Origin of the sequence: Streptomyces sp. NBC_00988 (assembly GCF_045162645.1) — a bacterium.
Lineage (GTDB): Bacteria > Actinomycetota > Actinomycetes > Streptomycetales > Streptomycetaceae > Streptomyces.
This window is the reverse complement of the sequence record NZ_CP108730.1, coordinates 9,095,951-9,119,910: the sequence shown is the minus strand read 5'-3', so window position 1 is coordinate 9,119,910 and position 23,960 is coordinate 9,095,951. Positions and strand designations below refer to the sequence as shown.

Below are 23,960 nucleotides of genomic sequence, written 5' to 3'. Positions count from 1 at the left end.
TTTGGCATAGAAACGTGGCATGTTCTGGGTCCTCCTCCTGCTCCTGGCCTGGGCCGTCGCCGGCACGGCGTGCACGCGGCTGTGCCTGGCCGCCGTCAGAGCGGCGGCCGTCGACACGGACGACGCGGGCACGGGACACGATCTGACGCTCTACGAGGCGGCGTTCCTGTCCGGCGGTCCCGCGCGGGTCGCCGACCTGACGCTGGTCTCCATGGCGCGGCAGCACCGGCTGCTGCTCGCGCACACCGGCTGGGCGACCGTCGTCGACCCGCGCGGCCGGGACGCCATCGAGCGGTCGGTGATAGGCGCGATCGGGCCCGAGGGGCAGTCCAGGATCGGCCCGGTGCGGGCCTCCGCGGCGGCCACGGACGCGGTGCGCGAGGTCGCGGTCCGGCTCGTCGACGCGGGGCTGGCCGTACCGGACGGGAGCACTACGACCGTTGCGTCCGGGGTACGGCAGGTGCGGGCCGCCGCGCTCGTCGTGCTCGTGCTGGGCGCGACCGCGCTGCTGACGCCGGGGGCCGAGATGCCGCAGGGGCTGGTCGCACTCTGGTTCGCGCTGCCGCTGGCCCTCACGCTGAGCTGTCTGGCCGTCGCGCGGGTCGAGGTGCACCCGTACTCGCGCTGGGCCTCCCCGGCCGGTCAGCGGCTGCTGGGCACGCTGGCCCGGCACGCGGGCAGCGGTGACGACCGTACGTATCTGACGTCCGTCGCCGTACGCGGCATCCGCGCGGTCGGCGAGCCGGATCTGCGGGCGGCCTTCGCGCACCGCGAGCAGTACGAGTGGCGCCGCTGACCACAGCGTGACGGCGCTCCCCGGGGGCGCACAGGGGTCATTGGGGCCGACACCGCCCGATGGTGCTTGCCTTCGCCAACGGCCGAACGAAACATCCCTTTTGTTGCTGCCGTGCTCCGAAGGGATACCCCACCATGCGAGCCGCCGCCCTGTACTCGGCCGCCGGGTCCTTGCTCCTCACCACCCTTGCCGCCGCCCCGGCCACCGGTACCCCCGGCGTTCCCGGCGTCCGGGCCGCCGAACTCACCGGCACCACGCTGGCCGCCGCGCACGCCCGCGCGCGGGGCATCACCTTCGGGAAGTGCCCCGACGCGCAGGACCTGCCCGGCACCATGGAGTGCGGCACGGTCTCCGTCCCGCTCGACTACGCGCACCCCGACGGCAAGCAGATCAGGCTGACCGTCAGCCGCGCCCGGGCCACCCACAAGGACCCGCACAACAGCAAGCGCAGAGTGCCCGGCCAGGGCTCCCTGGTCTACAACCCCGGCGGCCCCGGCGCCTCCGGCCTCTACTTCCCGCTGATCGGCATGCTCCCCGAGTGGAAGCGCATCGCGTCGGCCTACGACCTCGTCGGCTACGCCCCGCGCGGGGTCGACAAGTCGGCGCCGCTGTCCTGCGAGGACCCCAAGCACTTCTTCAAGGCGCCCTCGCAGTCGCCGACGTACCCCTCGGAGTCGTACAAGAAGGAACGCATCGCGGAGGCCAAGAGCTACGCGCGCGGCTGCGCCAAGCGCTCCGGCAGCAAGCTCCGCTTCTACACCTCCCTGAACAACGCCCGCGACCTGGACGTCCTGCGCGCCGCACTCGGCGAGGACAGACTGACGTTCATGGGCGCGTCCTACGGGACCTACTTCGGGGCGCTGTACGCGACGCTGTTCCCCACGCACGTACGGCGGATGGTCTTCGACTCGGCGGTGAACCCGGACCCCGAGCAGATCTGGTACCGCAACAACCTCGACCAGTCGGCCGCGTTCGAGGGCCGCTGGACGGACTTCCGCGAGTGGATCGCCAAGCACGACGACGTCTACGGCCTCGGCGACACGGCGGAGAAGGTGCTCGGCAGCTACCGCAAGGCCGAAGCGCGGCTCGCCGAGAAGCCCGCGGGCGGCAAGGTGGGGCCGGCGCAGTTGCAGGGCTCGATCCTGTCGGCCGGGTACTACGACGACTACTGGCCGCACACCGCCGCCGCGCTGTCGTCGTACCTGAAGGGCGACCCGAAGCAGCTGATCCAGCAGGCCGGGCCGACGCCGGAGGCGGCCGTCGAGGCGGAGAACGGGAACGCGGTCTACACGGCCGTCGAGTGCAACGACGCGGTCTGGCCCACCGAGTGGAGTGTCTGGGACCAGGACAACACCCGGCTCGCGCGGGTGGCGCCGTTCGAGACGTGGGACAACGTGTGGATGAATCTGCCGTGCGCGTACTGGCCCGAGCCGCGTCAGCAGCCCCTTGATGTGCGGACCGGGCCCGGTGAGTTGCCGCCGGTGCTGATCATGGCTGCCGAGCGGGATGCGGCTACGCCGTACGACGGGGCGCTCGAACTGCAACGGCGGTTGTCCGGCTCGGTGTTGGTGACTGAGCGGGATGCCGGGACGCATGGGATCGCGGGGGGATCCAACAAGTGCGTCAACGGGTATCTGGACGCGTATTTGTTGGAGGGGCGGCTGCCGGAGCGGCGTGCGGCTTGTGCGCCGCATGCTGAGCCGAAGGCCGCGCGACCGGGCAGTCGGTAGACCGCGGCCCGGTGGGGGGCTGGTCGCGCTCACGCGGCGTAGCCGCATATCGACACAGCCCCGCGCCGCCAAAGAACTACGCCAGGCCGGCCACCAAGTCCGCGATGTCCTTGCGGCGGCCCGTGTAGAAGGGGACCTCTTCCCGGACGTGCATGCGGGCCTCGGAGGCGCGCAGGTGGCGCATGAGGTCGACGATGCGGTAGAGCTCGTCGGCCTCGAAGGCCAGGAGCCACTCGTAGTCGCCGAGGGAGAAGGAGGCGACCGTGTTGGCGCGGACGTCCGCGAAGCCACGGGCCATCTTGCCGTGGTCGGCGAGCATGCGGCGGCGGTCCTCGTCGGGGAGCAGGTACCAGTCGTAGGAGCGCACGAACGGGTACACGCTGACGTAGTTGCGCGGCGTCTCGTCGGCCAGGAAGGCCGGGATGTGCGAGCGGTTGAACTCGGCGGGGCGGTGCAGCGCCATGTTCGACCAGACCGGCTCCAGGGCGCGGCCGAGCTTCGTCCGACGGAAGAGGTTGTACGCCTCCTGCAGCTGGTCGGCGGTCTCGGCGTGCCACCAGATCATGAGGTCGGCGTCGGCGCGCAGGCCCGAGACGTCGTACGTGCCGCGGACGGTCACGTCCTTCGCGGCGAGCTGGTCGAACAGCTCCTGGACCTCGTCGGCGTATCCGGCACGGTCCTCCGGCAGCACGTCCTTCAGCTTGAAGACGGACCACAGCGTGTAGCGGATGGCCTCGTTGAGGTCCTTGGCCAGCTTGCCCTTGTTCGGGATGCGGCCGGGCTCGGTGGTGGGGGCGTCGTCGCTCATGGGGCTATTCTCCCGCTCCGCCGGAGGCGCTCGGCACCGGGTCACCGGTCAGCCGCTCGACGGCCGCGTACGCGCTCGCGATGGTGGCCGGGATGCCGACCCCGTCGTACGCGGCGCCGCACACCGCCAGGCCGGGGAGCTTGCCCACGTGCTCGCGGATACGGGCCACGCGCGCGTAGTGGCCGACCGGGTACTGCGGCAGGCCGTCGGTCCAGCGGGTGACGCGGGTCGCGAGGGGCGTGGCGTCGAGGCCGGTCGCCTCACGCAGGTCGTGGCGCGAGACGTCCACGAGGCCGGTGTCGTCGCGCTCCAGGATCGTCGTCTCGCCGTACCGGCCCACCGAGGTGCGCAGGACCACCACGTCCGGGTTCTCGTCGGCGATCCAGCCCCACTTCTGGGAGGCGAAGGTGGACGCCTTGATGGTGCGGCCGTCGACCGGCGGCACCAAGAAGCCGCTGCCTTCGGGGAGTTCGATGTCCGCGCGGCGGTAGGCGAGGGTGATCAGGGCCATCGAGGCGTACTCGACGGCGCCCAACTCGGCCGCGGCGCCCGGTGCTTCGGGCCGCAGCAGCTCGGCGGCGACCGGGGCGGGTACGGCGACGATCACGCCGTCGGCGTCGAGCACGCGGTCTCCGGCGACGACGCGCCAGCCCGCTGCCCCGCTCCGGCGCAGTTCCGTGACCGGTGTCCCGGTGAGGATCTCGGCGCCCCGCGCGCGCACCGACTCCGCGACGGCGAGCGGCAGTTGGCCCACTCCGCCCTGGATGCCCATGAAGACCGGGCCGGTCTGCTGCGCGGCGGCGGCGCGCTCCTGGATGCCCCGGACGGCCTCGGTGAGGGAGTCGTGGGTCTTCGCGACCTGGAACAACTGCGGGACGGCCGAGCGCATCGAGATGCGGTACGCGTCGCCCGCGTAGACACCGCCCAGGAGGGGCTCGACGAGGCGGTCGACGACCTCGCGGCCGAGGCGTGCGGCCACGTACTCCCCGACCGCGACGTCGTCGCCGACCTCCGTGCGGGGCAGGTCGGCGTCGCGCTCGATGCGGCGCAGGCCCTCGTCCGAGAGGACTCCGGAGAGGGCGGAGGCGGTGCCGGGGACGCCCATGACGTGGCCCTTGGGCATGGGGCGCAGCGCACCCCGGGTCCAGATCGACGCGGTGGCCGTGGCGGGCGCCTGGAGGCGGTCGGTGAGGCCCACCTCGCGGGCCAGCGCGACGGCCTCGGGGCGGCGGGCCAGCATCGACTCGGCGCCGAGGTCCACGCGGGCGCCCGCGATCTCACCGGGCAGCAGCTTGCCGCCGACCCGCTCCGACGCCTCGACGACGGTCACGCGCACGCCTCTGTCCAGCAGCCGGTGTGCGGCGGCCAGCCCGCCGATCCCGGCGCCGATGACGACGACATGCCCTGTGCCTGTACGAGTCTCCACTTCGCGCATGCCCCCAGCCTCTCAGACCCCACTGACAGTCCGATCCCGGGCCGGTGTCCGGATCGTTGTCCGGCGCGAGTCCCGACCGTGACCGCATCGGAACCGTTTCCCGCCAACGTCCCGCCCGGTCCCGGCGTCGAAGGTGCGTCAGTCGTCACGACGACCCTCGGGGGTAGCGACACATGCGCACACGACACTCCGCACGACCCGTCCAGGTCCTGGCCGGCCTCCTGCTGGCCTCCGCCCTCGCGCTGGCCGGGTGCAGCGGCGGCGCGAGCGACAAGAGCTCCACGGCCAGCGATGTCGGCGCGGGCGCCAACGACAAGGCCGTCGCTCCGCAGGAGGGCGCGGCGGGCAGCGGCAACGCCAGGAACACCAAGACCGTGCCCAAGCTCACCGCGAGCAGCATCATCCGTACGGCCTCGCTCTCCGTGCGGGTCAAGGACGTACCGAAGGCCCTCGACGAGGCCCGCACCACCACCGAGAACGCGGGCGGGTTCGTCGGCAACGAGTCCACCAGCCGCGACGGGCAGGGTCATGAGCGCACGCGGGTCGTCCTGCGCGTGCCCAGCGACAAGTACGACGAGGTCCTCGCCGACCTGGAGGGCGCGGGCAAGCTGCTCGACCGCACCGCGAAGGCGCAGGACGTCACCGACCAGGTCGTGGACGTGGACAGCCGCATCGCCTCGCAGCGGGCCAGCGTGGCACGCGTGCGTGAACTGATGGACCGGGCCACCAAGTTGAGCGATGTGGTGGAGCTGGAGGGCGAGTTGAGCACCCGCGAGTCCGACCTGGAGGCGCTGCTCGCCCAACAGGCCTCCCTGAAGGACCGCACCAGTCTGGCCACGATCACCCTGTCCCTGTCGCAGACCCCGGTCGCGAAGGCCGCCGCGAAGGACGACAGCCCCGGCTTCGTGGACGCCGTGGCGGGCGGCTGGCACGTCTTCGTGACGATGCTGCGCTGGATCGCCCTGTCGCTCGGCGCGGTACTGCCGTTCGCGGCGGTGGCGGCGCTGGCGCTCGTCGTGTGGCTGCGTCTCGTACGGCCGCGTCGGACCGCGGCCGTTCCGGCGGTCACCGGGGTGAGCGCTCTGCCGGAGGAGGGCGGGCAGGACTGAAATGATCGGTCGCCGTAGCGTGTTCGCATGAGCATGAGCCGTGCGAGGGGTACCCGGGAACGACTGGTCGTCATCGGAGGCGACGCCGCGGGCATGTCCGCGGCGTCACAGGCACGGCGCCTCAAAGGGCCGGACGAGCTGGAGATCGTGGCCTTCGAACGCGGCCACTTCACCTCGTACTCGGCGTGCGGCATCCCCTACTGGGTGGGCGGCGACGTGTCCGCGCCGGAGGAGTTGATCGCCCGCACCCCCGAGGAGCACCGCGAGCGCGACATCGATCTGCGCATGCGTACCGAGGTCGTGGAGCTCGACGTCGCGGGCGGGCGGGTACGCGCGCGGGACGTCGATTCCGGGGCCGAGTCCTGGACGTCGTACGACAAGCTCGTGATCGGGACCGGGGCGCGGCCGATCCGGCCGGACATGCCCGGGGTCGACGCGCCCGGGGTGCACGGGGTGCAGACGCTCGACGACGGGCAGGCGCTGCTCGACTCGCTGGCACGCACGCGTGGGCGTCGTGCCGTGGTGGTCGGGGCCGGGTACATCGGGGTGGAGATGGCGGAGGCGTTCGTCAACCGCGGGTATGACGTGACCGTCGTCAACCGGGGCAAGGAGCCGATGTCCACGCTCGACCCGGACATGGGGCGGCTGGTGCACAAGGCGATGGAGGGCCTGGGCATCACCATGGTCGACGACGCCCAGGTCACCGAGCTGCTCACCGGGGAGGACGGGCGGGTGCGGGCGGTGGTCACCGAGGATGCCGAGTATCCGGCGGACGTGGTGGTCCTGGGGATCGGTGTACGCCCGGAGACGACGCTCGCGAAGGCGGCCGGGCTGCCGGTCGGGCAGCACGACGGGCTGCTCACCGACCTGGCGATGCGGGTGCGCGGGCACGAGAACATCTGGGCCGGGGGCGACTGCGTCGAGGTGCTCGACCTGGTCTCCGGGCAGGAGCGGCACATCGCCCTGGGGACCCACGCCAACAAGCACGGGCAGGTCATCGGCACGAACGTGGGCGGCGGTTATGCCACCTTCCCGGGGGTGGTCGGTACGGCCGTCAGCAAGGTGTGCGATCTGGAGATCGCGCGTACCGGGCTCCGCGAGAAGGACGCCCACCGCGCGGGGCTGCAGTTCGAGACGGTCACCATCGAGTCGACCAGCCGCGCGGGCTACTACCCCGAGGCCTCTCTCATGACGGTGAAGATGCTCGCCGAACGCCGTACCGGCCGTCTCCTGGGCGTGCAGATCGTCGGCCGGGAGGGCGCCGCGAAGCGTGTCGACATCGCGGCTGTCGCCCTCACGGCCCGGATGACGGTGGAACAGATGACGGCCCTGGACCTGGGCTACGCCCCGCCGTTCTCACCGGTGTGGGACCCGGTCCTGGTGGCAGCCCGAAAGGCGGCCGCCAAGATCCAGGCGAGCCTGCGGTAAAGCGTTTACGCCGTGCCGTTGATGCGGTCTATGGCCTGCCGTGCCTGCTCGGCCGGCGGCCTGGCGGGCAGCGAGGACACCGACGCGCTCGGCGGCATCATCGCGGCGGGCTGTGCCGCTGCCGCAGGCTTCGCGTGGGCGCCCAGCGCGTTGGACCGCAGCCGGTTGCTCACCGCCTCGTCCAGGGTCACCGGCCGCTGCATCTGCGTGGCCAGCCGTCCCGCCTCCTGACCGAGCCGGGCGACGTCCTCCCAGGGGAGGCGCACCACCAGGGAGATCTCGGCCTCGCCGTCGGGCGTGGCGGTCAGCTGAGGAGAAATTCGGTCGTTCATCGCCTGTTCCTCACGTCGTCCCCGCGACACGCCTTCCCCGCGCCGCGGGCGGTTGAGGAGTCATACGCACAGGCGGACGGCGGTGTTCACCGGTTCGCCGCGCGTATCGGGGGCACTAATCCCTTGTGGTCATCCCCGTCCATGACGTGAACCCGGTGCGCCGCACCCCCTGGGTGACGTATGCGCTCATCGCCGCGAACGTGCTCGTCTTCCTGTTCACGCCCGGAATGGCGGGCTCCGTGGCAGGCGGCAGCGATCTCTCGCAGCTGTGCCATCTGCAGGCGTTCCTGGACCACTACGCGGCCGTACCGCGGGAGTTGATCCACCATCAGATGCCGCAGCTGGTCCCGACCGGCGCCGTCCAGGCCGGCCCCGGGGGCCCGGCCTGCGCGGCCGGCCCGCCGGCCTACGACAAGTCAGCCCCGCTGAGCGTCTTCACCGCGATGTTCCTGCACGGCAGCTGGATCCACCTGCTGGGCAACATGCTGTTCCTGATGATCTTCGGCAACAACGTCGAGGACCGCATGGGCCACATCCGCTACACGCTCTTCTACGTAGTGTGCGGTTACGCGGCGGGCTACGGCTTCGCGCTGCTCAACGACAACTCGGCCGACCCGCTGATCGGCGCCTCCGGGGCGATCGCCGGCGTCCTGGGCGCGTATCTGGTGCTGTACACGAAGGCCAGGGTGTGGGTCCTGGTGCCGTTCCTGTTCTTCCTGCCGCTGCGCCTGCCGGCCTGGCTGGTGCTGGGCTTCTGGTTCGTGCTCCAGGCGTTCTACTCGTCCGGCGAGGGCGTCTCCGACGCGGGCACGGTGGCGTACGAGGCCCATGTCGTCGGGTTCCTCGTGGGCATGGTGCTCGCCTGGCCGCTCAAGGCGGGCACGCCCCCGCCGCCGGAACCGCGCGGCCTGCTGTTCGGCAGGCGGGCCCGGCCCCGGCACACCTGGTGAGCGGTCTCTAGCGGGCCGTCTGGGTGTGGACGTACTCGACGAGCCGGGTGAGCGAGTCCGGGTCGGTGGACGGCATGACCCCGTGCCCGAGGTTGAAGATGTGCCCCTCCAGGCCCTTCGCCGCGTCGAGGACCTCGCGGGTCTTCGCCTCGACGGCCTCCGTGGAGGCGAACAGGACGGTCGGGTCGAGGTTGCCCTGGAGCGCCTTGCCGGGGCCGACGCGGCGGGCGGCCTCGTCGAGCGGGACGCGCCAGTCGACGCCGACGACGTCCGCACCGGCCTCGCCCATCAGGCCGAGCAGCTCGCCGGTGCCGACACCGAAATGGATGCGCGGGACGCCGTAACCCTCGACCGCGCGGAAGACCTTTTCGGAGGCGGGGAGCACCGACCGGCGGTAGTCGGCCGGTGCGAGGGCGCCGGCCCAGGAGTCGAAGACCTGGACGGCGCTGGCGCCCGCCTCGATCTGGACCTTGAGGAAGGTGGCCGTGATGTCGGCGAGGCGGTCGAGGAGGTCGGCCCACAGCTCGGGGTCGCCGTACATGATCGCCTTGGCGTTCTCGTACGTGCGGGACGGGCCGCCCTCGATGAGGTAGCTCGCGAGGGTGAACGGGGCGCCGGCGAAGCCGATGAGGGGGGTGGAGCCGAGCTCGGCGGTCAGCAGGCCGATGGCCTCCGTGACGTAGGAGACGTCATCGGGGGTCAGGTCGCGCAGCCGGGCCAGGTCGGCGCGAGTGCGGATCGGCTTCTCGACGACCGGGCCGACGCCGGGCTTGATGTCGAGGTCGATGCCGATGGCCTTGAGCGGGACGACGATGTCGCTGAAGTAGACCGCCGCGTCCACGTTGTGCCGGCGCACGGGCTGGAGGGTGATCTCGGCGACCAGCTCGGGGCGCGTGCAGGAGTCGAGCATCCCGATGCCCTCGCGCGCCTTGTGGTACTCCGGCAGCGAGCGCCCGGCCTGCCGCATGAACCACACGGGTGTGTGCGGAACGGGCTCACGCCTGGCCGCCTTCATGAAGGCGGAGTCGTAAGTGGCGGTCGGCTGCTGGCCCGCGGGGCTCTGGTTGGCACTCACGGGGCCAGTCTCGCACGGCGCCAGAACGCGATTACACGGTGTGCTGAGCGGAAGAGCTGGTGTCTAGTCCCGCACGATGCCTCCGTTCCCCTTAATCTTCCCGCATGGCTGCGGCTCAGGGACGATTGTCGGATGGCGCTGACGGGATGGACGACTCCAAGGAGGGGGACCGGGATGGGGGCGGTACGGCGCCGCCGGCTTTCCAGGCCGCGGTCCAGGCCCTCCGGAACAGCCGGCTGAGGCCGCAGATCGAGATCGATCCGACGCCCGCGCCCCAGCGGCTCGCCCCTTACGCGTACGCGCTGGAGGCCGCGGTCGTCGACGGCGACCAGGACCTGGCCGACGGCCGGCTGGTGCTGCTGCACGACCCGGACGGGCACGACGCGTGGCACGGCACGTTCCGGCTGGTGACGCTGGTGCGCGCGGAGCTGGAGCCGGAGATGGCGGCGGACCCGCTGCTGCCCGACGTGTGCTGGTCGTGGCTGACCGGTGCGCTCCAGGCGCGCGGCCTGACGTACGGCGAGGCGAGCGGCACCGTCACGCGGGCCAGCTCCCACTACTTCGGCGGGCTGTCCGAGCGGCCGTCCGCGTCCCAGATCGAGATCCGTGCCTCGTGGACTCCGCGCGAGGGGCTCGGCGGTGTCCCGGACACGGCGGCGCATCTGGCCTCCTGGTGCGATCTGCTGGCCCAGGTCGCGGGCCTGCCCCCGGCGGGTCCGGGCGACGCGTCCATCGTCACGCTGCCGCAACGCCGGGGCCCGCAGTCACGCTGAGCCTTACCCGAGACACACCGAGGTCTTACCGATCGCTTCCGGTGTCTTTGTCGATACGGCCACTTTCAATCAGGAGTGGCCCATCGAACGAGCCGTTTCGTTCACCGAACGATCGACAGCGTGTCCGAATTGCACTGATTGCTACTCACTAAATCGTGATCTTTCTCTAAAGGACCCGGGGTTTGGTGCCGAAGACGACTGTGACCTTGAAAGTCGTCCCGCACCCCAGGAGGCCTGGTGTCCGTTCTTCTTGAGCAGCCCGCAAGCCTGGTCGCCTACCGCCCGAACAAGCCGACCGCCATGGTGGTCGTGGCCGACCCGCGCGTACGCTCCACCGTCACCCGCCACCTGTGGGCGCTCGGTGTGCGCGACGTCATCGAGGCCTCGTCCGTCGCGGAGGCTCGTCCCCGCATCGGCAACCCCCGCGACATCTGTGTGGCAGACGTCCACCTTCCCGACGGTTCCGGTCTCACCCTGCTCTCCGAGACCAGAGCCGCAGGCTGGCCCAACGGCCTGGCCCTGTCCGCCGCCGACGACATCGGTGCCGTGCGCAACGCCCTCGCGGGCGGCGTCAAGGGCTACGTCGTCACCGGCACCCGCACCAACGTCGGGCTCCCCACCCGACCCGGCGCCGCCCCCATCGGCTCCGCCGCCGCCCGTATGCACCGCCGCCCCCCGGGTTCCCCGAGCCACCCGGGTGGCTACCGCGAACTGTCCGGCCGTGAGGTCGAGGTCCTGCGTCTGGTCGCGGAGGGCCAGTCGAACAAGGCCATCGGCGTCTCCATGGGCCTGTCCGCACTGACCGTCAAGAGCCACCTCGCGCGCATCGCCCGCAAGCTCGGCACGGGTGACCGCGCCGGCATGGTCGCGGTGGCGCTGCGCACCGGAATCATCCACTGACCCCCTTCCGCAACCCCGTCCCCACACCCCCTTCCGCTCCCCTTCCCACTCCCCCTTCGAGCCGTGAACCGGATCTTTCACTTACCTGACTGGTTTACGACCCCCAGACGCCCGTCGACGGAACGTTCCGTCGGCGGGCGTTGTCCATACACGGATACCCTTGACAGGTGACCGACGCCCAAGAAACCGCAGCAGACAGCTCACTGCGAACCACCGGAGGCGCCCCTCCGGACGACGTCGAAACGGCGCCGATCCCTTTGCTTGAGCCCCGAGAGGGCATTCCGCCCGTGATCGCCGACGAGGACGCCCTCGCCGAGGTGATCGCGGCCTTCGCCGCCGGCACGGGTCCCGTCGCCGTCGACGCCGAGCGCGCGTCCGGCTACCGCTACGGACAGCGCGCCTATCTGGTTCAGCTGCGCCGCGAGGGCGCGGGCACCGCGCTGATCGACCCCGTCGCCTGCCCCGACCTGTCGGGCCTCGGCGAGGCCATCTCCGGCGTCGAGTGGGTGCTGCACGCCGCCACCCAGGACCTGCCCTGTCTGCGCGAGATAGGCATGGTGCCGACGCGGCTCTTCGACACCGAGCTGGCGGGTCGGCTCGCCGGATTCCCGCGGGTCGGCCTGGGCGCGATGGTCGAGGGTGTGCTCGGTTTCGTCCTGGAGAAGGGGCACTCCGCCGTCGACTGGTCCACCCGCCCGCTGCCCGAACCCTGGCTGCGCTACGCCGCCCTCGACGTCGAACTCCTCGTCGACCTGCGGGACGCGCTGGAGAAGGAACTCGACCGGCAGGGCAAGCTGGACTGGGCCCGCCAGGAGTTCGACGCGATCGCGGCGGCGCCGCCCGCCGAGCCCCGCAAGGACCCGTGGCGTCGTACGTCCGGGATGCACAAGGTACGGCGGCGCCGGCAGCTCGGTGTCGTACGGGAGCTGTGGCAGACGCGGGACCGGATCGCGCAGCGGCGGGACGTGTCACCGGGGAAGGTGCTGTCCGACGCGGCGATCGTGGAGGCGGCGCTCGCGCTGCCGCTGGATGTACAGGCACTCGCCGTGTTGAACGGGTTCGGGCATCGGATGGGGCGGCGGCAGCTGGAGCAGTGGCAGGCGGCCGTCGACCGGGCCAAGGCGCTGCCCGACTCGGCGTTGCCGCAGCCTGGTCAGCCGGTTACCGGGCCGCCTCCGCCCCGCGCCTGGGCCGACAAGGATCCTGAGGCCGCGGCTCGGTTGTCCGCGGCGCGCGCTGCGGTGTCCGCGGTGGCCGAGGGGCTCAACATGCCTCAGGAGAACCTCATCACTCCGGACACTGTGCGGCGGGTCTGCTGGGAGCCGCCGAAGAGTGTGGATGTGGAGTCCGTGGGGGCCGCGCTTGCCGGGTACGGGGCTCGGGCTTGGCAGGTCGAGCAGGTTGCGCCGGTTCTGGTGGAGGCGTTGACCGCGAAGGCGCCGTAGGGGTTCTGCGTCGTTTTGCGGGTGCGGGTCCGTTGTGGCTGGTCGCGCCCCGCGGCGGAGCCGCGTATCGATACAGCCCCGCGCCCCTGGACAAAGGGCTCGGAAGCGGAACCCCGGCGTCGAGATCAGGCCAAGATCCTCAGGTGGTGCGCGGGGAACCGGGCGCGGGCGGGGTGTGACGTTCGCCGCTCCCGGCCCCGGGGGTGGGCAGGTTGGTTACCCGCAAGTAGCATGGGTTCTGAGCGCGCGCTCAGCGCATCGCGGCAGTGCCGATCCCGCACCCTGGAGGAGAGCCAATCGTGCCTCGTACCGTCAGGGACGTCGTCTTCGTCGACGGCGTCCGCACCCCGTTCGGCAAGGCGGGCCCGAAGGGCATCTACCACGAGACCCGGGCCGACGACCTCATCGTGAAGGCGATCCGGGAGCTGTTGCGCCGCAACCCCGGACTCGACCCCGCGAAGATCGACGAGGTCGCCATCGCCGCGACCACGCAGATCGGTGACCAGGGGCTGACCCTCGGTCGTACGGCCGGCATCCTCGCCGGGCTGCCGCAGTCCGTCCCGGGCTACTCCATCGACCGCATGTGTGCGGGCGCGCTGACCGCCGTCACGACCACCGCGGGCTCCATCGCCTTCGGTGCCTACGACGCCGTCATCGCCGGTGGTGTCGAGCACATGGGCCGCCACCCCATGGGCGAGGGCGTGGACCCGAACCCGCGGTTCGTGAGCGAGAAGCTGGTCGACGACTCCGCGCTGTTCATGGGCATGACCGCGGAGAACCTGCACGACCGCTACCCGCACATCACCAAGCAGCGCGCCGACGAGTACGCGGTGCGTTCGCAGGAGAAGGCCGCCAAGGCGTACGCCAACGGCAAGATCCAGCAGGACCTGGTGCCGATATCGGTGCGCAACACCAACGAGCAGGTGGGCGAGACCGGTTGGGGTCTGGTCACCGCCGACGAGCCGATGCGCCCGGGGACGACCCTGGAGAACCTCGCCGGGCTCAAGACGCCGTTCCGTGTGCACGGGCGGGTCACCGCGGGCAACGCGGCCGGTCTCAACGACGGCGCCACCGCGTCGATCATCGCCAGCGAGGACTTCGCGCGCGAGAACAACCTGCCGGTGAAGATGCGCCTCGTGTCGTACGCCTTCGCGGGCGTCGAGCCGGAGGTCATGGGCTACGGCCCGATCCCGGCGACCGAGAAGGCGCTCGCCAAGGCGGGCCTCGGCATCGAGGACATCAACCTCTTCGAGGTCAACGAGGCCTTCGCCGTACAGGTGCTGGCCTTCCTGGACCACTACGGCATCGCTGACGACGACGAGCGCGTCAACCAGTACGGCGGCGCGATCGCCTTCGGTCACCCGCTGGCCTCGTCGGGTGTGCGTCTGATGACGCAGCTGGCCCGTCAGTTCGAGGAGCAGCCGAACGTCCACTACGGCCTGACGACGATGTGCGTCGGCTTCGGCATGGGCGCCACGGTCATCTGGGAGAACCCGCACTTCGAGGGGGACAAGTGAGCACCACCACCGAGCTTCTGAAGGGTGCGGCCGAGCTGTTCCCGGACGAGGTCGTGACGTCCGCGCACGTCCGTCACCTCGAACTGCCGTACAGCGCCGGGCGGTTCGCGCTCATCACGCTGGACAACGGCTTCGACCACACCAAGCCGACCACCTTCGGCCCGGCCTCGCTGGCGAACCTCAACACCGCCATCGACCAGGTCGAGAAGGAGGCCGCGGCCGGCGAGATCGTCGGTGTCGGCATCACGGGCAAGCCGTTCGTCTTCGCCGTCGGCGCGGACCTGAAGGGCGTCGAGCTCCTCAAGAACCACGACGACGCGCTCGCCATCGGCAAGGGCGGCCACGAGGTCTTCAAGCGCCTCGCGGACATCGCGGTACCGACCTTCACGTACTACAACGGCGCGGCCATGGGCGGCGGCGTCGAGGTCGGTCTGCACTGCGAGTACCGCACGGTGTCGAAGCACATCGCGGCGTTCTCGCTGCCCGAGGTCTTCCTCGGCCTCGTCCCCGGCTGGGGCGGCTGCACGCTGCTGCCGAACCTGATCGGCGCCGAGAAGGCCGTCTCGGTGATCATCGAGAACAGCCTCAACCAGAACAAGCAGCTCAAGGGCCAGCAGGTCTTCGACCTCGGGATCGCCGACGCGCTCTTCGAGGGCGCCGACTTCCTGGAGCAGTCGCTGATCTGGACGGCCAACGTCCTCAAGGGCGACGTCAAGGTCGAGCGACCGGCGATCGACCGCGGCGAGGCCTGGGACCAGGCCGTCGCCAAGGGCCGTTTCGTCGCGGACTCCAAGGTGCACGGCGCGGCCCCGGCCGCCTACCGCGCCCTCGACATCATCGGGGCCGCGAAGAACGGCGAGCTCCAACAGGGTTACGACGCCGAGGACCTGGCGCTCGCCGACCTGATCATGGGTGGCGAACTCCGCGCCGGTATCTACGCGTTCAACCTCGTCCAGAAGCGCGGCAAGCGTCCGGCGGGTGCGCCCGACAAGTCGCTGGCGCGTCCGGTGACGAAGGTCGGCGTCGTGGGTGCGGGTCTGATGGCCTCGCAGCTCGCCCTGCTCTTCCTGCGCCGCCTCGAAGTGCCGGTCGTCCTCACGGACATCGACCAGGAGCGCGTCGACAAGGGTGTGGGCTACGTCCACGCCGAGATCGAGAAGCTGCTCGGCAAGGGCCGTATCAACCAGGACAAGGCCAACCGCCTCACGGCCCTGGTCACCGGTGTGCTGGACAAGGCCGAGGGCTTCTCCGACGCCGACTTCATCATCGAGGCCGTCTTCGAGGAGATCGGCGTCAAGCAGCAGGTGTTCGCGGAGGTCGAGGCGGTCGCTCCGGCGCACGCGATCCTCGCCACGAACACCTCCTCGCTGTCCGTCTCCGAGATGGCGTCGAAGCTGAAGAACCCCGAGCGGGTCGTCGGCTTCCACTTCTTCAACCCGGTGGCGATTCTGCCCCTGTTGGAGATCGTGCGCGGCGAGCAGACGGACGACGCGTCGCTCGCTACCGCGTTCGCGGTGGCCAAGAAGCTGAAGAAGACAGCGGTGTTGGTGAAGGACGCCCCGGCGTTCGTCGTCAACCGCATCCTCACCCGCTTCATGGGCGAGATCCAGAACGTCATCGACGAGGGCACGCCGGTCGCGGTCGCGGAGAAGGCGGTCGAGCCGCTCGGCCTGCCGATGTCCCCGCTGGTTCTCCTGGAGTTGGTCGGTCCGGCGATCGGCCTGCACGTCTCGGAGACCCTCAACCGGGCCTTCCCCGACCGCTTCACGGTCTCCCCGAACCTCGCGGCCGTCGTCAAGGCGGGCAAGCGCGGCTTCTACGTCTACGACAGTGGGAAGCCCGAACTCGACCCCGAGGTCGCCGCGTTGCTCAAGCAGGGCGACTCCGTGCTGACCGCGGAGCAGGTGCGGGACCGGGTCCTGGACGCGGTGGCGCAGGAGATCGGCCTGATGCTCGACGAGGGCGTCGTCGCCGAGGCCCAGGACATCGACCTGTGCCTGATCACGGGCGCCGGCTGGCCCTTCCACCTGGGCGGCATCACGCCGTACCTGGACCGGGAGGGTGTGTCGGAGCGGGTCAACGGCAAGCCGTTCCTGGCGCCGGGTGTGGCGAGCGTCCCGGCGTAACGACCGTCGTACGGGCGTGACTTGACGTGATGAGGGCCTCCGCTTTCGGGCGGGGGCCCTCTGTCGCTACGACCGCCACGGCCCCAGCGGGCTGCCCACCGTCGGCGACAGTTGGCGGCGCACCCTCAGCCGTCCGTCCGTGCCGAGGACGGCGACGACCAGGGCGCCTGTCGCGTCGTAGGCCATCGCCGGAGCGTGGGCGACCATGTCGCCGGACTCGTGCCAGTGGGTGCCGGAGACGTTCTTGTCCCGGTCGGGCATCGAGACGACGAGTCGGCCGCGGCTGCCCCGGTGGGCCAGGAAAGCCTCGCGGGCGCCGCGCTCCGGAGCCCACAGCGCGGCCGGCGCGCCCGTGCCGCCGTGGCCGCCGAGGCCGGCGCCGGACCCGGGCCAGCGGCCGTCGGCGTGCTGGCGGTAGGCCATGACCTGCTGGGTGCCGGCTTCCCGGAAGTACAGGCAGGTGCGGCCGCCGCCCGAGTCGACGGCGGAGATGCCGCCCGTGGCGGGACGGCCCGTCTGCAGGGTGTCGTCGAGGAGGAAGGCGCCGCCGGGTTCGGCCTGGTGCCAGCGCCACACCGTGTTCTTGCCCGGCACGTACAGCTCGACCGTGCCGCGCTCGGTGGTCAGGGCCGTGCCCGCGTCCTGGACGAACCGTCCGCCGATGTTCTCCCACGGGCTCCAGGTGCCGTCGGTGTCCCGGCGGCGCACGCTGATGCCCTGGTCGAAGTTGCGCACGAAGACGTACAGGCGCCCGGCCGTGTCGACGGCGGCGGACGGCACGCCCGCCTCTCGCTGGCGGCGGCCGTCGCCGTGCGCCCAGTCGGGGTTCTCCAGGGTCTGCCAGCCGCTGAAGCCGTTGCCGCCGGGGTCCTGGGCCGTGTGCACGACGTCGACGGTGACCCCGCCGCCCACCACCTGCTGGCGGCGCAGGCCGACGAGTTCGGCGGGGCCGCCGGGCGACCCGGTGACGGCGAGGGTGGACGCGATCCAGCCGTCGCCGAGGACGAAGGGGCCCTTCCACTCGCCGTCGCCCGGGCTCGTCTCCGTCCAGAACGCGAGCCGCCCGGCCAGCACCCCGAACGCGTTGAGCCGCCCGCCGGGCCCCAGGCGCAGCCAGTCGGTGGCCGGCGAGTAGCGGTAGGCGGCGCTCATCATGTGCGTGCTGCGGAACGGGTTGGGGCCCAACTGCCGGTCGCCGCAGGTCTGGCAGGTGCCGTGCGGGCAGGCCGAGGGGGCGTCGAGACCGCCGTAGGTCGCCAGGTACTCGGCCTTCTCCGCCGCCGCGGCGGAGTCGAGGTTGTGGCCCCAGAAACGGTTGGCGTAGGCGCGGTAGTGCTCGACGACCGGGTTGTGGCCGGCCTCCCGGTGCCGGGCCAGGGCGGCGAGCGCGAACTGTGCCGCGGTGGTGTGGTCGACGTGGTCGGAGCAGACGAACTCCTCGCGGCCGCCGTCGTGTTCGGGGTCGGGGTCCATCGTGCGTACCGTCGTGGGACGGACGTGGTCGAGCAGCGCGGTCAGGGCGTCGGTCACCTGCTCGCGGGTGATGTGCTGGACCTGGCCGACGGTGCAGCCGTGGACCGGCAGCGTGGCCTGGGTGCGCAGGGCGCCCTCCCACAGGTCGTGCAGGCGGGTGCGGGTGCCGCGCTCGGTGGGGGCGCCCTGGTGCAGCTGGAGGAAGTAGAGGCTCACCGCGTCGTGGTCGGCCAGGGTGAACCGCTCGGCGGCGAACCCGGGGACGAGGTCGACGGGTTCGCGCTGCCAGGGGTGATCGCGGTCGCCGGTGGCCATCCGGGCGTACGCGGACCGCAGTCCGCAGCCGCGCTCGGTGCTGTAGCGGGCGAAGTCCGGTGGCACGACGGCGCGTTGGGGCTCGTTGGTGTCGACGTTGATGCCGTCGCCCTCGCCCGCGGTGACGACCACCGTGGTGATCCGGTCACCGTCCTGGAGCGAGCGGACGAGGTCGGGGTTCATGAAGTACAGGTCGTCGTCCTGATGGGCGACGATGTGCAGGACGGATCGGGCTGTCGTGGTCATCGGGCCTCCCAGGCCGTCGAGATCGGAAGGGTTCATCGGTCCACCACGTTCATGGCCATCGCGCCGGAGGCCGAGCAGTAGGGCCGTACCCACACGGGGCGGGCCGGGTGGACCACGGCGTACGGAGAGGCCTCGTCCCCGACGAGCGGCACGGAAGGGTAGACGTAGGCGCCCTTGACGTCGGGGAAGTCCTCCAGCAGATGGCAGACGCGTACCTTGCGGCGGTCGTACGGGTCGGGCTGCAGCCACCAGTCCCAGTCCTCCCAGCGCTCCAGGCGGTGGTCGACGACCCGGCGCAACGGCACCTCGGCGCGGAACGCCTGGCGGCCGAGGACCTCGACGGGCGTGGCGAAGCTCTTCCCGTGCCGCCCGCGGCGGCTGACGACGAACAGCGCGCCCGGCTCGATCCGGCGCCCGCCGGTCAGCACGCCCCGAACCGTGACGGCGCCGTCCGCCGCCTCGACCTGGGCGCACTCGGCGTGCTCCGTACGCAGGACGGTGCGCAGCATCAGCCGGCCGTTGGGCTGGGCGTAGGGGAGGTTCCAGCCGAGCGGGCCGGCCGGCGGGCGGGCCACCAGCCGGGCGCGGGCGTCGATGAGGGCCCGGGTGTCGCGGACGCCGGCCTTCATGTGGACGAACGGGGCCTTGGGGGCGTTCATGGTCACCTGCCAGCGCCCGTCGCCGAGTTCGTCGAGGGCCGAGGGGGTGAGGACGGCGGTGTAGCGGAGGCCGCCGTTGTCCAGATCCTTGCGGGAGGTGGGCAGCGGGAGGTCGGGGCGCCGGTTGCCGTCCGACGGCTTGTGGCGCAGCACGAACTGCCAGCGCCGGCGGCCCTCTTCGGGCCCGTCGGCCGAGAAGCGCAGGAAACCCGCGCCGTCCGCGGTGACGTCCACGGTGGCGGTGCCGAGGGAGACGGGCGGCACGGTGAGCCGGTCGGTGTCTCCCTTGCGGGCACCTGCCGGGGCCCGGTAGCCGCGGTGGACCGCGGCACGACGACGGGCGGCGTCCTCGAAGAGCTCCACATAGCGGTCGGCCACGGCCGCGGGGTCGTAGCGGGCGGCGTTGCGCAGTGCGGCGGCACCCATGGCTCGGCGCAGCTCGTCGTCGGCCATGAGGCGACGCAGGCCCCAAGTGATGCCCTCGACTTCGCCGTTGGGGACGAGGAAGCCGTCCTCACCGTCGCGGAGGATCTCCCGGGGGCCGACAGGGCAGTCGGTGGAGACCACGGGCAGGCCGCAGCGCATGGCCTCGACCAGGGTCATGCCGAAGGACTCGGCGCTCGACGTGACGGCGGCGATGGAGCCCTTGGCCCATTCGGACTCGATCGGTGAGAAGCCGCCCATGAGCAACGCCCGTCCGGCGAGACCGAGTTCGGTGACGAGGGCGCGCAGTTTCCCGGCCTCGCCGCCGTCGCCGTAGATGCGCAGCTGCCAGTCGGGGAACTCCTCGGCCAGTGGGGCGAAGGCGCGGATCAGGAGGTCGTAGCGCTTGATGTGGTGCATGCGGCCCGCGCTGACGACGACCTTGCGGGAGCAGTCGGAGGGCTCGACGAGCGGCTCCGGCACGCTGTTGGGGATGCCGACGACCGGGATGCCGGGGATCGGGGTGTGCTCCGTGAAGGAGTGAGCGTCGGCCTCGGTGACCGTGGTGATGGCGTCGAGGCGCGGGTAGACCCGGGCCATCTCCTCGCGTACCGCCGGTGGGATGGCCAGGTGGGTCATGTGCTCCTGGGCGACCCGCAGGGCGCCGTCCCGGGTGTGGGCGGCGACGAAGAGGTTGAGGCTGGGGCGGGTGCCGACCACCACGTCGGCGGACGTCCGTTGCAGGTCACGGATGATGCGCCCGTCGGTGAACCTGCTGTACTGGGCGTAGAACTCCTCCTGGCGCGGGACGACTTCGCTGGGTGCGCCGCCGGTGGCGGCCCCGCGGTCGGAGGACCCGGCGCGCAGGTCCACGAGGGCGCGGACCGTGACGCGGGGGGAGATCTCGAACTTGGGGGTCGTGGCACGCCGGAACACCGAGACGATCTCCACCTCATGGTGGACGGAGAGCGCCTCGGCCAGGTTGATGACCGTGCGGTTGGTGCCGCCGATGCCGTAGATGTTGTTGATCAGGAACGAGATCTTCACCGGGCCGCGCGCTCCTTGCGCTCGAAGGGACTCGGCACCGGGTAGTAGGCGCGCAGGAACGTCTTGAGCATCTCCGTCTGCCGGTCGACGTCGTGGCCGTCGGAGAGGGTGTCGTTGATGCAGAACGCCTGCCGGTCACGGCGGGCCAGCAGGATGCCGAGCCGGCGCTGGATCTCGGGCTTGGCCAGGTCGAGGTAGGCGAAGGTGATGGTGGAGGGCACGGCTCTGCCGGTGAAGTAGGCGTAGTAGTGGTACAGCGAGGACGGGATGGAGATGTCGTCGGCGCTGCGGAACCGGCTGTGCGAGGTCTGCCGGTGCTCCTCGGCGAACTCGCGCTCGATCTCCTCCAGGACACTGCGGCGCAGGGCGTAGGGGGCGTGGCGGAGTTTCTGCACGATGGCGGTGCCGAAGTGCTCCTGGAGCAGGCGCCGGTTGTTCTTGCCGGCCGCGTCGACCGGGCGGTCCACGGGGCTGGGGTCCCAGCGGGGCACCTGGGACGGGGAGAAGAAGGTGCGGGTCATGCCGTTGGACAGGAAGAAGTCCTGGGGGGTGACGGGGCTGCCCAGGAACATGTCGTCGTTGAAGTACAGGAAGTGCTCCGACAGGCCCTTGATGTGGTGGAGGCGGCTCTCGATGGCATGCGAGTTGAAGGTGGGCAGCGCGGCGGGGTCGCCGAAGATCTCCGAGTGGTCGACGACGGTGATGCGCGGGTGGGTCTCGTTGAGCCAGGACGGACGCTGACGGTCCGTCACCAGATGGACATGGCGCACCCAAGGGGCGTTCTGCTCCAACGCCCGCAGGGAGTAACGGAGTTCGTCGCGGCTGATGTAGCGGGCCGCGTTGGCGGACTCGCTGTGGTAGCCGTGCTCGCCGTAAGCGCCGCGCTGGCGTTGCCAGTTGGGGTCGCTGCCGTCGACCCAGGTGTAGACGACGTCGATCGGGAAGCGCACGTCCTCGGGCAGCGGGTCGGCACAGGGCCGGATGGTGCGGACGGAGCGGGTGCGGCGGGTGTGCAGGGCCGCGAAGCCGGTGAGCCGGCTGACCGGGACGGCGACCCGGGGCTCGTCGAGGGCGACGTCCTCGGTCACGCGGTTGGGGCGGGGTGCCAGCAGGCGTCCTTCCTCGGGCCGCCAGAACTCGATGTCGCAGCCGTGCTCCAGGCCGAGGACCAGGGAGCCGGCGAGGTCGCTCCACACCATGCCGACGCGGAGCACGGCGGCCTGGTGGGCCAGGTCCCGGCCGCGCCGTGAGCCGGCCAGCACGGTGCGGCCCTGCGCGGCGGCGCCCCGGCAGGCCCGCAGGTAGAGGGGGCTGCGGTCGGCGCAGCTCTCCAGCACCTGCTCCACCCGGTGCCGGTCGGGCTCGGCGACGGCGAGGCAGGAGCGGAACTCGGAGGTGCCGCGCACGGCGAAGTAGTCGACACCGGCTTCTTCCAGAGCGGTGACGACGAGTTCGAGGTTGGCCTCGCGCAGTCCGAGCGGCGACACGGTCGGCCGGACCAGGGCGATCCGCGCCCCGTGTCCGGCGAGGGCCGCGAGGTGCTCGCCCGGGCCGAACAGGTGCGGCCAGCGCCGGCGGGCCCGGATGCCGCGCACCATGCGGGAGCCCAGGTTGACGGTGTGCAGCCGGCGCAGCAGCCCCTTCAGCGCCATGCGCAGCCGCGGCGGGACGCGACGGGCGATCCGGCGTCTGAGGCCTCTGGGGACAAGGGTGCGGTATGCCCCGACCGCCGCGGAGGCCTCGGGGTTGCCCATACTCACGGCTGGTTGTCCGCCTCGTCTGTGTGGTGGTCGCCCTCGAAGACGCTCGGGACGGGGAAGTAGCGGTGCAGGAACCGCAGGACGGCCCTGGTACCGCCGCGGGCACGTGCTTCGTCGGTGCCGAGGCCGAACAGCTGGATCTGCTGGGTGTCGCGGCGTACGAGGAGCCGGTCCAGGTGGGTGCCGATGCCGGGGAGTGCGGCGTGCAGCACCACGGAGGGCTCGCCCGAGGGGTCGGCCAGGCCGGTGGTGTGGCCGAGGTGGTGGACCACACCGTCCAGGGGGTGTGTGCCGAGCACGGTAGGCAGCCGCTGCGCGTCGTCGGGCGGCAGCGGCGCGGTTCCGGACCCGGCGAGCCTGGCCAGCGTCTCGACGCGGTACGGCTGCGGGCCGTGCGCGTAGCCGTGGGAGACGACCCGGCTGGTGGCCGAGTACGCGGTGCGGGTCCACGGGGCGAAGGACTCCTGGGCGTTCCAGGGGCCGCGCCGGGGGCGGGTCGTGCCGTTCGGGGTGAAGTAGTCGAAGGCGCGGACGGGCCTGCCGAGCAGGGCTCCGGGGCGCAGCAGCAGGAAGTGCTCGGCGAGGTCGGGCAGTTGGTGCAGGTGCCACTCGGCGCCGGGCCTGGCGCGGACCACGGTGAGCCGGTCGTCGGCCGAGAGCCAGGCCGGCGGCTCCGCCTCGGCGACCACGTGGACGACGTCCGTCCAGGGCGCGTACTGGTGCAGGGAGCGCAGCGCGGCCCGCAGCAGTTCCTCGCCCCAGGGTGTGGGGTGCTGCCACAGCAGGACCGCGTCCACCGGGAAGGTGATCTCTTCGAGCCGTACGACGTCGAAGTTCTCCAGCGTGACCGTCGGCGCCATGTCGCCGTCGGTGTCGCAGTAGCCGGACAGCCGGTCGATGCCGATCTCGATGCCGGGTGCGTCGCTGGGCACCGTGCGCTGGACCCGGTTGGGGCGCGGCCCGACCAGCCGTTCCACGGGCAGGTCGGTGTTGGCGGTCCAGAACTCGATCTCGATGCCCTGGTCCTCCCCCACCCAGAGGTTCTCGGTGGGCTCGGTGCGCAGCCAGGTCAGGCGGATCACCTTGGCCTTGGCGTAGTGCTTCCACGCCTTCACATGGCTGCCCGGGGTCTGCTGGGTGTCGTTCTGGGCGGGTGACACGGAGACGACGTAGCCGGTCTGCTCCTCCAGCAACGCGCGTAGCACGCGGCGGACCGCGCCCTTGTCCTTGTGGTCGACGGCCAGACTGATCCGTCGGTCGTCGAGCGCCGGAACCGCGAACCAGGGGATGTCGGCGGCGTCGAGGGCGTAGGTGACCATGTCGTGGTCGAGCCTGCGGGCCAGGTCGAGGGTGAGGCCGGTGTGCACGTGGCCGACCCGGCCGTCGGGCGCTTTGGTACGGCGCTCGGAGCGGCCGAGTTCCACCCGGCGCACCTGGCGCAGGGCACGCCGGTGCAGCCGTGCCTCGCGGCGGCTCAGGGTGCGGGCGAGCCGCCGTTTGACCTTGCGCCGTACCCGCACCGGCACGGTGGTCGCGGCGGCGGAGCGCACGGGCTGGGGAACGAGGCGTTTGTAGACGTTGACCGCGGAGCTCATGGACGTCGGGTCCGACAC

At 71.5% G+C, this 23,960-nt stretch carries 18 protein-coding genes; 10 read left to right on the top strand and 8 right to left on the bottom strand.

Annotated features, from left to right (window positions below; all coding sequences use genetic code 11):
- Positions 1-19: 19 nt before the first annotated feature.
- Positions 20-796, top strand: coding sequence for a TIGR04222 domain-containing membrane protein (locus OG496_RS41380; protein ID WP_405974502.1), 777 nt, complete (start codon positions 20-22; stop codon positions 794-796).
- Positions 797-930: 134 nt separating this feature from the next.
- Positions 931-2,526, top strand: a complete 1,596-nt coding sequence (locus OG496_RS41375; protein WP_405974501.1) for an alpha/beta hydrolase — start codon at positions 931-933, stop codon at positions 2,524-2,526.
- A 76-nt stretch (positions 2,527-2,602) separates the two neighbouring features.
- On the opposite strand, the gene hemQ is transcribed toward OG496_RS41375, so the two are convergent.
- Both hemQ and hemG read right to left on the bottom strand, forming a co-directional pair.
- Positions 2,603-3,334, bottom strand: a complete 732-nt coding sequence (gene hemQ, locus OG496_RS41370; RefSeq protein ID WP_405974500.1) for a hydrogen peroxide-dependent heme synthase — start codon at positions 3,332-3,334, stop codon at positions 2,603-2,605.
- Positions 3,335-3,338: 4 nt separating this feature from the next.
- The gene (gene hemG, locus OG496_RS41365) at positions 3,339-4,769 is read right to left on the bottom strand and encodes a protoporphyrinogen oxidase (protein ID WP_405974499.1); all 1,431 of its coding nucleotides are present in this window, start codon (positions 4,767-4,769) and stop codon (positions 3,339-3,341) included.
- Between the two features lie 173 nt (positions 4,770-4,942).
- Between hemG and OG496_RS41360 the strand changes: the two genes are divergently transcribed.
- Positions 4,943-5,878 carry a DUF4349 domain-containing protein gene (locus OG496_RS41360; protein WP_405974498.1) on the top strand — a complete coding sequence of 312 codons (936 nt, stop codon included), beginning with the start codon at positions 4,943-4,945 and terminating at the stop codon, positions 5,876-5,878.
- 27 nt (positions 5,879-5,905) lie between these two features.
- Positions 5,906-7,306, top strand: coding sequence for an FAD-dependent oxidoreductase (locus tag OG496_RS41355; RefSeq protein ID WP_399393562.1), 1,401 nt, complete (start codon positions 5,906-5,908; stop codon positions 7,304-7,306).
- 5 nt (positions 7,307-7,311) lie between these two features.
- Here the strand turns inward: OG496_RS41355 and OG496_RS41350 are convergent, their stop codons facing one another.
- Positions 7,312-7,638, bottom strand: a complete 327-nt coding sequence (locus tag OG496_RS41350) for a hypothetical protein (protein WP_366493222.1) — start codon at positions 7,636-7,638, stop codon at positions 7,312-7,314.
- Positions 7,639-7,763: 125 nt separating this feature from the next.
- Here OG496_RS41350 and OG496_RS41345 point away from each other — a divergent pair, with 125 nt between their 5' ends.
- A complete protein-coding gene (locus OG496_RS41345) occupies positions 7,764-8,588 on the top strand; it encodes a rhomboid family intramembrane serine protease (protein WP_405974497.1) in 825 nt (274 codons plus the stop codon).
- 7 nt (positions 8,589-8,595) lie between these two features.
- Here the strand turns inward: OG496_RS41345 and hemE are convergent, their stop codons facing one another.
- Positions 8,596-9,663 carry a uroporphyrinogen decarboxylase gene (hemE, locus tag OG496_RS41340; RefSeq protein ID WP_366493225.1) on the bottom strand — a complete coding sequence of 356 codons (1,068 nt, stop codon included), beginning with the start codon at positions 9,661-9,663 and terminating at the stop codon, positions 8,596-8,598.
- Positions 9,664-9,809: 146 nt separating this feature from the next.
- Between hemE and OG496_RS41335 the strand changes: the two genes are divergently transcribed.
- The 5 genes from OG496_RS41335 (at position 9,810) to OG496_RS41315 (ending at position 16,424) form a co-directional block, all read left to right on the top strand.
- Entirely contained in the window at positions 9,810-10,436 is a 627-nt protein-coding gene (locus OG496_RS41335; protein WP_366493226.1) for a DUF3000 domain-containing protein, read from the top strand.
- Between the two features lie 237 nt (positions 10,437-10,673).
- The gene (locus OG496_RS41330) at positions 10,674-11,336 is read left to right on the top strand and encodes a response regulator transcription factor (RefSeq protein WP_030605794.1); all 663 of its coding nucleotides are present in this window, start codon (positions 10,674-10,676) and stop codon (positions 11,334-11,336) included.
- A gap of 167 nt (positions 11,337-11,503) precedes the next feature.
- On the top strand, positions 11,504-12,781 hold the full coding sequence (locus OG496_RS41325) for an HRDC domain-containing protein (protein WP_405974496.1): 1,278 nt from the start codon (positions 11,504-11,506) through the stop codon (positions 12,779-12,781).
- Between the two features lie 299 nt (positions 12,782-13,080).
- Positions 13,081-14,298 (top strand): thiolase family protein, encoded by a 1,218-nt coding sequence (locus OG496_RS41320; RefSeq protein ID WP_405974495.1) that lies wholly within the window; start codon positions 13,081-13,083, stop codon positions 14,296-14,298.
- A complete protein-coding gene (locus OG496_RS41315) occupies positions 14,295-16,424 on the top strand; it encodes a 3-hydroxyacyl-CoA dehydrogenase NAD-binding domain-containing protein (protein ID WP_405974494.1) in 2,130 nt (709 codons plus the stop codon). The genes OG496_RS41320 and OG496_RS41315 overlap by 4 nt, the downstream gene beginning before the upstream one ends.
- Before the next feature lie 66 nt (positions 16,425-16,490).
- Here the strand turns inward: OG496_RS41315 and OG496_RS41310 are convergent, their stop codons facing one another.
- From OG496_RS41310 to OG496_RS41295, 4 genes are read right to left on the bottom strand one after another with little or no spacing between them, the layout of a single operon-like run.
- Positions 16,491-18,458 carry a hypothetical protein gene (locus OG496_RS41310; RefSeq protein ID WP_405974493.1) on the bottom strand — a complete coding sequence of 656 codons (1,968 nt, stop codon included), beginning with the start codon at positions 18,456-18,458 and terminating at the stop codon, positions 16,491-16,493.
- Positions 18,459-18,490: 32 nt separating this feature from the next.
- Positions 18,491-20,587, bottom strand: a complete 2,097-nt coding sequence (locus OG496_RS41305) for a glycosyltransferase family 4 protein (RefSeq protein ID WP_405974492.1) — start codon at positions 20,585-20,587, stop codon at positions 18,491-18,493.
- A complete protein-coding gene (locus tag OG496_RS41300) occupies positions 20,584-22,347 on the bottom strand; it encodes a stealth family protein (RefSeq protein ID WP_405974491.1) in 1,764 nt (587 codons plus the stop codon). The genes OG496_RS41305 and OG496_RS41300 overlap by 4 nt, the downstream gene beginning before the upstream one ends.
- Positions 22,344-23,960, bottom strand: a complete 1,617-nt coding sequence (locus OG496_RS41295) for a sugar phosphotransferase (RefSeq protein WP_405974490.1) — start codon at positions 23,958-23,960, stop codon at positions 22,344-22,346. Before OG496_RS41295 ends, OG496_RS41300 begins: the two co-directional genes overlap by 4 nt.

Bases quoted from the DNA above. Each gene is read 5' to 3' on its own strand.
- OG496_RS41380 (WP_405974502.1), top strand. From the start codon at position 20: ATGTTCTGGGTCCTCCTCCTGCTCCTGGCCTGGGCCGTCGCCGGCACG.
- OG496_RS41375 (WP_405974501.1), top strand. From the start codon at position 931: ATGCGAGCCGCCGCCCTGTACTCGGCCGCCGGGTCCTTGCTCCTCACC.
- hemQ (WP_405974500.1), bottom strand. From the start codon at position 3,334: ATGAGCGACGACGCCCCCACCACCGAGCCCGGCCGCATCCCGAACAAG.
- hemG (WP_405974499.1), bottom strand. From the start codon at position 4,769: ATGCGCGAAGTGGAGACTCGTACAGGCACAGGGCATGTCGTCGTCATC.
- OG496_RS41360 (WP_405974498.1), top strand. From the start codon at position 4,943: ATGCGCACACGACACTCCGCACGACCCGTCCAGGTCCTGGCCGGCCTC.
- OG496_RS41355 (WP_399393562.1), top strand. From the start codon at position 5,906: ATGAGCATGAGCCGTGCGAGGGGTACCCGGGAACGACTGGTCGTCATC.
- OG496_RS41350 (WP_366493222.1), bottom strand. From the start codon at position 7,638: ATGAACGACCGAATTTCTCCTCAGCTGACCGCCACGCCCGACGGCGAG.
- OG496_RS41335 (WP_366493226.1), top strand. From the start codon at position 9,810: ATGGACGACTCCAAGGAGGGGGACCGGGATGGGGGCGGTACGGCGCCG.
- OG496_RS41310 (WP_405974493.1), bottom strand. From the start codon at position 18,458: ATGACCACGACAGCCCGATCCGTCCTGCACATCGTCGCCCATCAGGAC.